The following is a 12,291-nucleotide window of genomic DNA, read 5'->3' on the forward strand; positions in this document are numbered from 1 at the left end:
CCCGCTCAGGCCCAGCGAGAGCGGTAGATGTTCGCCATCTGGCGGTTGTTGAAGTTGAGGTCGCGTCCGGAATCGAGCATGGCCATTGCCAGGCCGATGAATCCGATAGCTGCCATTGTGAACATAGCCATGGTGTACCCCCAGTACATCGCTGTGAGGGCCGGCGCGCCGACCCCGATGATCTTGATTGTGACCGACGGGTACACGTATGTGAATGCCGCTGAGGGGCCCGTCACATGTGTCGACGATCACCAGCTTCGTCGCCGCTAGGATCGAGCGCATGACCGCCGAAGGCACCTCTCCCGCCGCAACGAATGCCGGCAGGCCCAGTTGGCTCAACAAGACCATCGTCATCGCCATAGGCGTGGTGGCCCTGGTGATCGCCTACTTCATCCTCGCTGCCCTCGTTCCCCGATGGTGGGGCATCAAGATGTCGCAGGTTGCGGATCAGACGTTCACCCGAGGCATCTTCTGGGGTCTCACGTTCGGAATCCTGTGCACGCTCGTGCCGCTGCTTCTTTTCGTCGCCGCATGGTCGGTGCGCAAGCGCCGCGGCGGCAAGGTGACTGCGATCGTTGCCGTCGTACTGGCAGTTGCCGCCGCCGTTCCCAATCTGATGACGCTTTCCATCGTGCTGGGCAACGGAAATGCAGCGACAGCAGCAGCACAGAACATGAATACCGGTGCTCCGGGATTCCGCGGCGCAACCGCAGTGGGTGCCGTCATCGCGCTCGTCCTGTTCGCGTTGCTGGTGTTCGTTTTCGTGCGCGGGCGGCGACGGCGCACGCAGAAGCGTCTCGATGCTGCCGCGCCGAGATCCGAGGTGTGAATCCCATTTCGATCTCGGCGCTGCGAACCGATCGCAGCTCGGATTTTCTCAGGGCACGACGGGGGCCTTGCCGCCGTCGAACGGTTCGATTGTCACCTGAGCCTCGGGTTCGAAGGTGACGCCGAGAGCGTCGCCATCGCGAGAAATCGTGACCACGACCGACAGCCCTTCCTGCCCGACCGATTCGATACGCCCGGTCTGCTCCCCCGCTTCGTCGACGAGCGCGTAATCACCTACGACGACCAGCAATTCCTCTGCCGATACTGTCCGTCGCCCTCCGAAGTCCTCTACAGTCATGCACTCCACCGTAGACGGATGCATGGTTGTTCGTATCCTGAGCAACGATCGGTCACCTCGGCATCGACCACAGAATCATCGACCACAGAATCACCGACCGGACTGCAGGTGCGGTGCATCGGCCACGATCGTCCGCAGAAGCTCGTCGACGGCTTTCACGCGCGCCAGACCCGTCAACTCTCGCGGCACCGCGACCCAGTACGTGCGGTCGATCGAGAACTGTTCCGGCAGAACACGAACGAGCGTGTCATCGGGTTCGCCGATGTAACTGGGCAGCGGCGCGATCCCAAGACTGTTCTGCGCGGCCAACCAGTGTCCGGTGATGTTGTTGGTCTGAATTTGCGCCCGGCCATCGGCGAGTATCGAGTCGAGTATTCGTAGTGGGGCCACGTCGAGAAGCGCTCCCACGTACCAGATCAGCGTGTGCTGACGAAGGTCCTCGATCCGGGTGATTGCAGGGGCATTCGCGAGATACTCCTTCGTCGCATAGAGGTGCAGCGAATACGTCGCCAATTTGCGGAAGGTCACGAGCCGTGCAGACGGCTGCTCGAGGGTCACGGCGACGTCGAATTCGCGGGTGTTCAACGAGTTGTGTTCGGTGGCTGTCACCAGCTCGACGTCCAGATCCGGATGGTGGCGACGCAGTTTCGTGAGATTGGGTGTGAGCACGAATGCGCCGAATCCGTCAGGAGCCGCAATGCGAACCGAACCTGTCAACGGTCCGACCGTCGATGTCTGATCCTCGAATGCAGCAATGAGTGCCGACTCGACGGACTCCGCATATCCCACCAACCGGCTACCGGCCTCGGTCAATCGCCAGCCGCTCGGGGTTCGGTCGAACAAACGTCGTCCTGCGAGCTTCTCCAAGCTGGTGATACGACGCCCTACCGTCGTGTGGTCGACGCCGAGTGCCTTCGACGCCTCGTTGAGCCTGCCGTGTCTCGATACCTCGAGAAAGAAGCGGAGATGGTCGGCGGTGAACACCGAGCCAGCCTAACGTGCCAGCTCACAGCCGCGTGCAATTCTGCACGCTCTCGTGCGATATTGGCCTTTGACGATGGCACGGATGCGTTGGAGACTGAAGTCACATCAGCGAGCAAAGGAAGCAACTGTGGCAACCATTGGACATTGGGTCGACGGCAAGCCGTTTGCCGGCACCTCCAGCACCACCGCCCCCGTCACCAACCCCGCTACCGGCGAGATCACCGGCCAACTCACCCTCGCCAATCTGGACGACGCGAAAGCAGTCATCGACGCCGCCGCCGCCGCATTCCCCGCATGGCGCGACACCTCGCTCGCCAAACGCACCCAAATCCTGTTCAACTTCCGTGAATTGTTGAACGCGAAGAAGGGCGAACTCGCCGCCATCATCACCGCCGAGCACGGCAAGGTCCTTTCCGACGCACTCGGTGAGATCAGCCGCGGCCAGGAAGTCGTCGAATTCGCCTGTGGCATCCCCCACCTGCTCAAGGGCGGCTACACCGAAAACGCCTCCACCAACGTCGACGTCTACTCCATCCGCCAGCCCCTCGGCCCCGTCGGCATCATCTCCCCCTTCAACTTCCCCGCCATGGTCCCGATGTGGTTCTTCCCCGTCGCCATCGCCGTCGGCAACACGGTCGTGCTGAAGCCATCCGAAAAAGACCCCACCGCCAGCCTCTGGCTCGCCGCACTCTGGGAAGAAGCAGGTCTTCCCCCCGGCGTCTTCAACGTCCTCCAGGGCGACAAACTCGCCGTCGACGAACTCCTCGAGAACAAGAAGATCAAATCGATCTCCTTCGTCGGATCCACCCCCATCGCCCAGTACGTGTACTCCACCGGTACCGCCAACGGCAAACGCGTCCAAGCGCTCGGCGGCGCCAAGAATCACGCCATCGTCCTCCCTGACGCCGACCTCGACCTCGCCGCCGACGCCATGGTCAACGCCGGCTTCGGCTCCGCAGGCGAACGCTGCATGGCCATCTCCGCCCTCGTCGCCGTCGGCGACATCGCCGACGAACTCGTCGCCAAGATCGTCGAACGCACCACCCCGTTGGTCACCGGCGACGGCACCAAGAACTCCGACATGGGACCCCTCGTCACCAAGGCCCACCGCGACAAGGTCGCCTCCTACGTCGACGCCGGTGAAGCAGCAGGCGCCACCATCGTCGTCGACGGCCGCACCGTTCAGCCTGATGGTGGCGCTGACGGGTTCTGGCTCGGCCCCACCCTCATCGACCACGTGAAGACCGACATGTCCATCTACACCGACGAAATCTTCGGACCCGTCCTCTCCGTCGTCCGCGTCGACACCTACGACGAAGCACTCCAACTCATCAACGACAACCCCTACGGCAACGGCACCGCCATCTTCACCAACGACGGCGGCGCAGCACGTAGGTTCCAGAACGAGGTCGAGGTCGGCATGATCGGCATCAACGTGCCCATCCCCGTCCCCATGGCCTACTACAGCTTCGGTGGCTGGAAGAACTCTCTCTTCGGCGACACCCACGCCCACGGCACCGAAGGAGTCCACTTCTTCACCCGCGGCAAGGCCGTCACCAGCAGGTGGCTCGACCCCTCCCACGGCGGCATCAACCTGGGCTTCCCCGAGAACGCCTAACCCGCCCACCGCCCATTGCCCACACGCACCAACTAACCCCACGCAAACGCACACGAATTTGCGCACAACCACCCACAAACCCCACCCACCTACGCAAACGCACACGCATTTGCGAAGGTGGGTGGGGTTCCCCAGAAGGTGGGTGGGGTTCCCCAGAAGACACCCACGCCACACGCATCACCGGTACGGAGTGCACGGTCCGTCCCGCGCTCGACCAACGAAGGAGCACACCATGGTGTCCGACATTTCGTTTCCACGGTTTTTGAAGATCGGTGCAGGCGCAGTCGAGGAGTTGGGATCGGTCCTGACCGATCTGAACGTCGAACGCCCACTCCTGGTGACCGACGCCTTCATGGTGAGCAACGGGTCGGCCGAGCGCCTGGTGAAGATCATCGAGGCGGCGGGTAAGCACGCCGCCGTATTCTCCGACACCGTTCCCGATCCCACGACGGATTCGCTCGGCGCCGGTCTCGATGCCGTGCGGACCCATCGCGCCGACGTCATCGTCGGTTTCGGTGGAGGCAGCCCCATGGACACCGCCAAAGCGCTCGCCGTGCTGTCCGAACAGGGCGGACTCATGCGAGATTTCAAAGCACCCCGCAGCTATGCGGGCCCTGCGCTTCCGATCGTCGCCATCCCGACGACGGCAGGAAGTGGTTCGGAAGCAACACAGTTCACGATCATCACCGATGTCGCCACGGACGAGAAGATGCTGTGTCCCGGTTTGTCCTTCCTGCCGATCGCGTCGATCGTCGATTCCGAACTCACTCTGTCGATGCCACCTCGGCTGACGGCCGATACGGGAGTGGATGCACTGACTCATGCGATCGAGGCGTACGTCAGCAAGAAGGCAAACCCCATCTCCGACGGGTTGGCGTTGTCCGCGATGAGGACCATCGGCCGCTACCTACGGCGTGCCTATCGTGACGGCTCCGATCGTGAGGCACGCGAGAACATGATGCATGCGTCGACGCAAGCTGGTATGGCCTTCTCCAACGCCAGTGTCTGCCTCGTCCACGGAATGAGCCGCCCCATCGGCGCGCATTTCCATGTGGCACACGGATTGTCGAATGCGATGCTGCTGCCGGCAATCACCGCATTCTCGCTTCCCGGCGCCCGCGACCGGTACGCGGAGTGCGCACGACAGCTGGGTGCGGCAGAGCAGAACGACAGCGATGAAACGGCTGCGTCGAAGTTGATCGCGTTCATCGACGCCTTGTGCGCCGACGTCGAGGTGCCGTCGCCGAGCGCGTACGGCATCGATCGAGCGCGGTGGGAGGAACTGATTCCGTTGATGGCCGAGCAGGCATTGGCGTCCGGTTCGCCGTCGAACAATCCAGTGGTGCCCACGGCCGCCGAGATCGCCGACCTGTACCGCGCGGTCTACTGACCCGCGGTATGTCGGAGGAGTCGGTCTGTCACATCGCGGGTACACGCATACGGTGATGGACATGAGCACAGGTTCCGAGCCAGTCACCATCGTCGGCGCAGGGATCGCGGGCGCGGCATGCGCTGTGGTTCTCCGCGATGCCGACATCCCCTTCCGACTCGTCGAACGTGGCCGCTCTGTCGGCGGCCGGATGGCTTCACCGGAGCTTCACGGGCGACGAGTCGACATCGGGGCCGGTTACTTCACCGTTCGCGATCGGGCCTTCACCGACGTCGTCGGCCGATGGGAGGACGCCGGTCTTGCGCGGCGGTGGACGGACACCTTCGGAGTACTGTCCCCCGGCAACTCCCCCACCTCCAGTACCGGGCCGATGCGATGGGCTACCCCGGGTGGCCTTCGCTCTCTGGTGCGGGAGCTGTTGGGCGACATCGGCGTGGACTCGGAAGAGATCACGACAGTGCCCGACGGCGATGTGGTGCTCGCGATGCCGGATCCGCAGGCGAATCGCTTGACGCCGGTGCCCGATCCGGTCGGGTACGACCCCGTGCTCACCGTCGTGCTCGGTTTCGACAGCCTGACACTCCCCTTCGAGAACGCCGCGTTCGTCAACGATCATCCGGTTCTCGAGTTTCTCGCCGACGACGGGGCGCGGCGCGGCGACGGGGCCTCGGTGCTTGTTGCGCACACCACGGCATCACTCGCGCGGGAGTACCTGGACCATCCCGACGACGCGGTGGCTCCGGTCATCGACGCCGTGACCGAAGTGATCGGTTCGACGCCGTCCTGGACACACGTGCACCGCTGGACGTTCGCGAAACCTGTGTCCGCCCACGCCAGTACCTTCGGTTGCGTCCAGAATCGTTCCAGCACACTATATTTCGCGGGTGATCAGTGGAGTCCGGGCGGCCCGCCCAGGATCGAGAGCGCGTGGCGCTCGGGAAGCGATGCAGGCCGTGCGGTGGTCGACCGGAGACGCCGCTAGCGGGTCGCTCAGACCACCGGCGCCGTCGCGGTCTCCTCCTGCACCAGGTGAGGTTCGTCCCTGTCACTGTCGGTCAGAGTGAACAGTGCAACTATCGGTGCCGCGAGCGCGAGCAACCCGATCACGAAGACGGGGAACAGAAATCCGAATACTTCCAGTCCTGCAGGCACCGGCGCATCGGGATCGACGGTGACCATCATGGCGGCCATTCCGGTGTAGTGCATTCCGACCACCGCGACACCCATGACCAACCCTGCAGCGAGCAGAAGCACAGGCCTCTGGAGGACGAGGGTGAACCACAACGACAACGTGCCCGCGACGACGGCAATCGCAACCGATACTGCAACGAGAGTGGTGTCGTAGGAAACCGATCCTTGGATCCGCACAGCATTCATGCCGGTGTAATGCATTACGTTGACCGCGATACCCATCACGATCCCACCGATCAGAAGCGTCCAGATATTGACCTTCTTTCCGATGGTCAACAACCCGGCCAGTGTCGCACCGATTGCCAACAGCGCCGAGAGAATCGTCCACGTCAGGTCGTAGCGAGTCACGCTACCGTTCACCGAGAATCCGAGCATGGCGATGAAATGCATCAGCCAGATACCGATTCCACCGATGGACACGGCGGCCATGACCAGCCATCCCAATCGAGCTCGGGGTGTAGCGGCAACGGCGGATTGACGTGTGCATCCAAGTCCGACAACGCATCCCACCACCGAGACGCCGTAGGCCAGAAAGATCAACCACAGCCCCATCGAGAAGTGCTGCATCTCGTGTGCATGTTCCATTGTCGAAACTCCTAGAGAGGTGATCGCACTCGGTCGAGTGCGTACTCGGTGAGTGTGATCAGGGCATGTTTGACGGATTCTTCCCGGCGGGCGTCGACTTTCACGATGGGAACCGACGGTGGTACCGCCAAAGCTTCGCGAATGTCATCCACTTCGAAGCGCGGCGCACCGTCGAACTCGTTGATAGCGACCACGAATGGCAGTTCTCTGGCCTCGAAGTAGTCGATCGCTGCGAAACAGTCGTCGAGACGACGAGTGTCGATGAGCACGATCGAACCGATCGCACCGCGCACCAGGTCATCCCACATGAACCAGAATCGACGCTGACCGGGCGTACCGAACAGATAGAGGACCAGATCCTCGGACAGCGTGATGCGTCCGAAATCCATTGCCACAGTTGTCGTCGACTTGGTCCCGGCTGCGTCGAGGTCGTCGACACCTTCCGATGCGTCGGTGATCATCGCTTCGGTTCGCAGCGGAACGATCTCCGACACCGCGCCGACCAGTGTCGTCTTTCCCACTCCGAAACCGCCTGCGACGACGATCTTCGTCGACGCTGCGGCTCGTCCCCTACTGTCAGAGTGCGCGTAATCCACGAAGAGTCCTTCCGATGAGTTCGCGGCGCTCGTCCGCGGTGGCGTCGTCGTCGAGAGTCTCCGACACACGCAAGGTTCCAGATTCGACCAGGTCGCCGACGAGGACTCGCGCGACGCCGAGAGGCAAGGTCAATCGGGCTGAGATCTCGGCTACGGAAGGTCCTTCAGCACAGAGCGCCACGATCCGCGCCCGAATGTCGCTGGGAGGCCACGTCGCCGGCATCATCGACGTCGCCGTGTGTACCGGCGCTTCGAGCGGAAGGTAGACAACGGATCGAGTTCGACCCGCCGTCAGTGTGTAGGGACGAACCAGACTAGGCGCTGGATCGTCGTCGTAGTCATCCGTTTCCGTCGCGGCGGATGACTGTGTGCTCCGGTCGGAGTCGCCGACGTTCGGCGTCGTGGCCCCTGCGCTCGCCTGTCCACCGGATCCGTCGACAACACCGTGTGTCGCGTCGACCGTCGGCGTGTTCGAGTCCTCGCCGGTACCGGTGAACGCGCCAGGCTCCGTGGCTGTCGTCGACTGTCCGCGTGCGGAACTCGCGTCGTTCCGTTCAGATGATGTCACCACGCATCACCGTTCTCGTACCCGAGCTGCCGGCTGAACCATGCTGCCCACCCGATCGACCAGGACGGCCATTTCGTAGCCGACCTGTCCGATGTCGCAGGACGCTGCGGTCAGTGCGGCGAGGTGCGATCCGTCGCCGACACTCATCAGCAAGAGGTAGCCGTTCTCCATCTCCACGATGGACTGCAGTACCGGCCCACCGTCGAACAGTCGCGCGGCTCCCGACGACAGACTCGCCAAACCCGATGTCACCGCTGCCAACTGCTCGGCGCGTTCACGAGGTAGTTGCTCACTGGTGGCCATCAGCAATCCGTCTGCCGAGACCAGTACCGCGTGTGCAACACCGACGATGTCCCGTGCGAAGTTGGTGACCAGCCAGTCGAGGGACCGGTCAGGGGTCGACGCGATGGGGTGGTTCATTCGTCCTCTTCCGTTCGGTGGCGGCCGGTGACGTCCTCGGCGCGACCGGTGCGTACACCGGTGAAATGACTGGTGAGCTTCTCTCGTACTGCCTCTGGATTCCGCGTGGACACCGCCGCAGGCCTGTCGTCACGACGATGAGCCGCGTCCCGCGAGATATCCGCTGCACCTGGAACGAGCCGTGCACCCGGCTTCCGCACCGGCAGACCGGATTCGGTCCTGGTGCGGACCGGAGCATCGGTAGCACTCTCGGCAGCAGCCCACCCTACATCCGCGGGCGAGGACCATGGCCGCGAGTGCCCCTGGCCTGTCGCGGGGTCGACCAGCCACTCCGACACCATTCGCTGGTAGATCGGCATTGCCTGAGGTGGCGGCGCGAGCGGATCGGGCGGCGGCGGTGGCACCTCGGGCGAGGATGCCGCCTTCGACGCCTGAACGGCGGGGCGCGCACCGAAGAACGAGGAGGTATCGGACGGAGATCCGTTGGTACGTCGGCCGGGCGGAGGACTGTCGGGCTTGGGCGTGTCGCCGTTGCGGCCCGTGGACGACGCGATGTGATCGTCGACGCCGCTTGCTCCTGGCCGACGACGGGGCAAGCGCGCCGAGGTCAGATCGTGGTGTTCCCCCCCGGCAAGGCCATTGAGCGCGATGAGCGACACCGGACCTGTCCGTTCTGTTGCCGTCTCCGCCGACGGCACCTCGATCGCCGCAATCGAGCCGTTGCGAGGCGGCTGGGGAGCCTTGGGCACCGGCGGGATGTCCCGGCGATTCGCCCTGACGCTCTCGGCCGTCGGGAAGGATGTGACGACGAGACCGACCGGGATGTGAACGCTGACGGTAACTCCCGACGCTCCACCGTGCACCTGGGTCGCACGAAGCCTGACCGTCACGCCGTGCCGCTGAGCAAGGCGACCGACGACGAAAAGACCCATTCGGCGCGCTGTTTCGGGAGTGACTTCGCCACCGACCGACAGTCGTTCGTTCGTTTCGTCGATGTCGGCGGCAGGCATTCCGAGACCACGGTCGGCGACCTCGAGCAGCACACCGCCTTCGACCGCTCGTGCTGCGGTGACGGCGACGGCACTGTCGGGAGGTGAGTATCGGAGCGCATTGTCGATCAGTTCTGCGACGAGGTGGACGATGTCCGCGGCCGAGGACGAGGACAGGGCTGCGTCGGGCACGTCGAGCATCAGCACGCGGCGGTAGTCTTCCACTTCCGATACCGCGGCACTCATGACCGCATCGAGCGCGACGGGTTGATCGCCCTGCACACGACGCGAGGGAGTGCCGGCGAGAACCATCAGGTTGGCGCCGTTTCTGCGCATTCTCGTGGCCAGGTGATCCAGCCGGAACAGGCTGTCGAGTCTCCGCGGATCGTCTTCGTCGCGTTCGAGCTCCTCGATCAGGGCGAGCTGTTGATCGACGAGCGAACGACTTCTCCGAGACAGGGTTTCGAACATGTTCCCGACCTGCACGCGCAGTCGCGCCTGTTCTCCGGCGAGCTGGAGAGCCTCTTCGTGAATGGCGTCGACGGCCCTGGCCAATTGCCCGATCTCTTCGTTCGTGTGGACAGAGATCGGCACGATTTCAGGCGTGTGTCCCCCGGACCTGATCCGCTCGATCTCCGCAGGGAGCGCATGCTGTGCGACGTCGAGCGCACCGAGCCTGAGCCTTCTGATCGGCTGGACCAGTGAACGAGCGACGATCAGCGCGAGCACGAGGGCTGCGAGTACGGAGCCGAGCACGAATGCCGTGTCTCGAAGCGCGACCGATCGGGCATCGAGTGCCTGGGAGTTCAAGGCGTCGGCCAGCTCGCCTGCGTACCGGTCAGCCAGGTCGTTGTACAGCTCTGCCGATTTTGCCGCGGACAGAAATACGTTGGTCGGACCGCCTCTGGCGGTCGAGGCATACATTCCCAGCCTGGTGTCGAGCTCGGCGAGCAGAGGGTCGAGTTCTGTCGAATCCGCCGAAATGTCCGTGCCGAGGACGGAGAGGATGGATCTCTCACTACCTGCGACACCATTGACCTGATCGGTCACCTCCGCACCCGGCAGTGCCCCGAGGAGTTGCTGACTCTGAGCGGCTCGGGCCCCGGCAAGCGCCCACACGACGATGTTGGTGAAGGAGCGCAGTTGCGAGTCCTCGACATCGACCTTCTCGGCGAAGACCGCCTCGAGCGACTGGGTCACCGCGCCCGCGATTCCCGCTCGCTCGAACGGTGCGACGGTGCCGGTCTCGAGGCGTTCGTGGAGGGTTTCGGCTCCCGATATGGCCTGGTCGAAGATCGCGACGGCCTCACTTGGCTGCCGCGAACCGTCAGTACCCAGCCCCTCGCGCAAGGTTTCGACGATCTCGTCGAAGTCGTCGTTTTCTGGGATCACACCGGTGACTGCGAGGTCGCCGACGGCACGGTCGAACGCGACGATCGGAGCGATGATCCGGGAGTTGTCGGCAGCAGCGGACAACTCGGCGGCAAGGGAGAGCTCGCTCTGTACGCGCAGCGCCCCGAAGGCGACAGCAAGGATCAGCGGCATGACGACGACCGCAGCCACCTTGGCGCGAACGGGCCACGCGGACAACGACCACGTTCGCGCGGTGCGCGACGTGCTGGGTGGATCGGTTCCAATTTCGACCACTAGCCGGACTCACTTCGACTCTGCCCGGTGAGGGCGGGGACAGGGGGGCGGGCCTGAAACTCCCGGCGGAGCGTAGGTGTACTAGGTCTGTGACGAACAACAAACCGCGAGGACTTATTCTGTCTTTTTGGAACATATACCAAGAACTTGTTTATGGAAAGGTTTAAGACTCTATGAATGTTTGATCTCTATATGAGGCACGTTTCACCCCTTTCTTCGGCGCGGAGTGACAGACTCTTTTCTTTTGCACTCAGTCCAGCTCCTTCGCGGCCGCCGCAACCACCGCAGCGGACAATTCGGTCAGCGCCGGGGTTCGGAGTGTCCATTGCTGCCAGAACAACGTGACGTCGATGCCTGTCCCCGGCGCGATGTCGACCAGATCGACACCGAAGTTCATCCGATCGCACTGCTGCCTCGGGAGCACAGCCCACCCGATTCCCAGACGCACGGCCTCGGCGAAGTCGGACGACGACGGCACGTAGTGCCTGCGCCCGGACGACGTAGCACCGCCCCACGCGCCGAGATACCGATCCTGCAGATCGTCCGAGCGGTCGAACACCAACATCGGGGCGTGCGCCAACGCGTACGGCGAGGAGCCGTCGGGAAGCCATCGGCGACTGAAGGCCGGCGAGCAGACGGGCACGTATCTCATGATTCCGAGCCTTGTGACCGAACAACCTTGCACGGGTTGATTCGACGTGGTGACCGCCGCCATCACGACACCCTGTCGCAGCATCTCGGCCGAGTGATCCTGGTCCTCGCGGCGAATGTCGAAGTTCATCCGATCCGACAGTGTGGCGAGTGCAGGCAACACCCACGTGTTGAGTGAGTCGCCGTTCACTGCGATCGGGACAGTGATGGGCTGACTACGGCCGTCATCCACGCCGGACACGTCCGCAACCAGTGATGCGATCTGCTGTGCAAGCCGAAGATACTTGGTGCCCGCCTCGGTGACGGCTACCGGTTTCGACCGGCGAACGAGCACGGTTCCCACTGCAGTCTCCAGGGACTTCACGCGCTGACTGATCGCCGACGGCGTGACATGCAGGCGACGGGCGGCGCCGTCGAACGATCCCTCTGCCACCACCGCCGCCAGCGCCTCGAGCTGAGGCAGATCCAGATCTGACATGAGAAATACTAACGCGGCATCAGAAACATTCGCTGTACTTCATCTATT

At 63.5% G+C, this 12,291-nt stretch carries 13 protein-coding genes; 4 read left to right on the plus strand and 9 right to left on the minus strand.

Annotation, left to right across the window (positions count from 1 at the left end; all coding sequences use genetic code 11):
• Positions 1–5: 5 nt before the first annotated feature.
• The gene (locus RY1_RS30815; RefSeq protein WP_281249947.1) at positions 6–131 is read right to left on the minus strand and encodes a hypothetical protein; all 126 of its coding nucleotides are present in this window, start codon (positions 129–131) and stop codon (positions 6–8) included.
• Positions 132–280: 149 nt separating this feature from the next.
• Here RY1_RS30815 and RY1_RS04535 point away from each other — a divergent pair, with 149 nt between their 5' ends.
• Positions 281–829: a permease gene (locus RY1_RS04535; protein ID WP_072802661.1), complete on the plus strand. Its 549-nt coding sequence runs from the start codon at positions 281–283 to the stop codon at positions 827–829.
• A gap of 48 nt (positions 830–877) precedes the next feature.
• On the opposite strand, the gene RY1_RS04540 is transcribed toward RY1_RS04535, so the two are convergent.
• A complete protein-coding gene (locus RY1_RS04540) occupies positions 878–1,126 on the minus strand; it encodes a hypothetical protein (RefSeq protein WP_072802366.1) in 249 nt (82 codons plus the stop codon).
• A 90-nt stretch (positions 1,127–1,216) separates the two neighbouring features.
• The gene (locus tag RY1_RS04545; RefSeq protein ID WP_072802367.1) at positions 1,217–2,110 is read right to left on the minus strand and encodes a LysR family transcriptional regulator; all 894 of its coding nucleotides are present in this window, start codon (positions 2,108–2,110) and stop codon (positions 1,217–1,219) included.
• 127 nt (positions 2,111–2,237) lie between these two features.
• Here RY1_RS04545 and RY1_RS04550 point away from each other — a divergent pair, with 127 nt between their 5' ends.
• From RY1_RS04550 to RY1_RS04560, 3 genes are all read left to right on the plus strand, one after another.
• Entirely contained in the window at positions 2,238–3,728 is a 1,491-nt protein-coding gene (locus RY1_RS04550; RefSeq protein ID WP_371829447.1) for a CoA-acylating methylmalonate-semialdehyde dehydrogenase, read from the plus strand.
• Between the two features lie 232 nt (positions 3,729–3,960).
• Positions 3,961–5,118 (plus strand): iron-containing alcohol dehydrogenase, encoded by a 1,158-nt coding sequence (locus RY1_RS04555; protein WP_072802368.1) that lies wholly within the window; start codon positions 3,961–3,963, stop codon positions 5,116–5,118.
• Positions 5,119–5,179: 61 nt separating this feature from the next.
• Positions 5,180–6,100 carry an NAD(P)/FAD-dependent oxidoreductase gene (locus RY1_RS04560; RefSeq protein WP_072802663.1) on the plus strand — a complete coding sequence of 307 codons (921 nt, stop codon included), beginning with the start codon at positions 5,180–5,182 and terminating at the stop codon, positions 6,098–6,100.
• 8 nt (positions 6,101–6,108) lie between these two features.
• Here the strand turns inward: RY1_RS04560 and RY1_RS04565 are convergent, their stop codons facing one another.
• The 6 genes from RY1_RS04565 to RY1_RS04590 form a co-directional block, all read right to left on the minus strand.
• Positions 6,109–6,894 carry an MHYT domain-containing protein gene (locus RY1_RS04565; RefSeq protein WP_072802369.1) on the minus strand — a complete coding sequence of 262 codons (786 nt, stop codon included), beginning with the start codon at positions 6,892–6,894 and terminating at the stop codon, positions 6,109–6,111.
• 11 nt (positions 6,895–6,905) lie between these two features.
• Entirely contained in the window at positions 6,906–7,490 is a 585-nt protein-coding gene (locus RY1_RS04570; protein WP_072802370.1) for a GTP-binding protein, read from the minus strand.
• Positions 7,471–7,803 (minus strand): DUF742 domain-containing protein, encoded by a 333-nt coding sequence (locus tag RY1_RS04575; RefSeq protein ID WP_072802664.1) that lies wholly within the window; start codon positions 7,801–7,803, stop codon positions 7,471–7,473. The genes RY1_RS04570 and RY1_RS04575 overlap by 20 nt, the downstream gene beginning before the upstream one ends.
• Positions 7,804–8,064: 261 nt before the next feature.
• Positions 8,065–8,478 carry a roadblock/LC7 domain-containing protein gene (locus RY1_RS04580; protein WP_072802371.1) on the minus strand — a complete coding sequence of 138 codons (414 nt, stop codon included), beginning with the start codon at positions 8,476–8,478 and terminating at the stop codon, positions 8,065–8,067.
• Entirely contained in the window at positions 8,475–11,114 is a 2,640-nt protein-coding gene (locus tag RY1_RS04585) for an ATP-binding protein (RefSeq protein ID WP_072802372.1), read from the minus strand. The genes RY1_RS04580 and RY1_RS04585 overlap by 4 nt, the downstream gene beginning before the upstream one ends.
• A gap of 250 nt (positions 11,115–11,364) precedes the next feature.
• Entirely contained in the window at positions 11,365–12,243 is an 879-nt protein-coding gene (locus RY1_RS04590) for a LysR family transcriptional regulator ArgP (RefSeq protein ID WP_072802373.1), read from the minus strand.
• Positions 12,244–12,291: the final 48 nt, after the last annotated feature.

The sequence above is a fragment of the Rhodococcus yunnanensis NBRC 103083 genome, assembly GCF_001895005.1.
Classification (GTDB): Bacteria; Actinomycetota; Actinomycetes; order Mycobacteriales; family Mycobacteriaceae; genus Rhodococcoides; species Rhodococcoides yunnanense.

Coding starts and splice junctions, on each gene's coding strand:
- RY1_RS30815 (WP_281249947.1), bottom strand. CDS start 131: ATGGCTATGTTCACAATGGCAGCTATCGGATTCATCGGCCTGGCAATG.
- RY1_RS04535 (WP_072802661.1), top strand. CDS start 281: ATGACCGCCGAAGGCACCTCTCCCGCCGCAACGAATGCCGGCAGGCCC.
- RY1_RS04540 (WP_072802366.1), bottom strand. CDS start 1,126: ATGACTGTAGAGGACTTCGGAGGGCGACGGACAGTATCGGCAGAGGAA.
- RY1_RS04555 (WP_072802368.1), top strand. CDS start 3,961: ATGGTGTCCGACATTTCGTTTCCACGGTTTTTGAAGATCGGTGCAGGC.
- RY1_RS04560 (WP_072802663.1), top strand. CDS start 5,180: ATGAGCACAGGTTCCGAGCCAGTCACCATCGTCGGCGCAGGGATCGCG.
- RY1_RS04565 (WP_072802369.1), bottom strand. CDS start 6,894: ATGGAACATGCACACGAGATGCAGCACTTCTCGATGGGGCTGTGGTTG.
- RY1_RS04580 (WP_072802371.1), bottom strand. CDS start 8,478: ATGAACCACCCCATCGCGTCGACCCCTGACCGGTCCCTCGACTGGCTG.
- RY1_RS04590 (WP_072802373.1), bottom strand. CDS start 12,243: ATGTCAGATCTGGATCTGCCTCAGCTCGAGGCGCTGGCGGCGGTGGTG.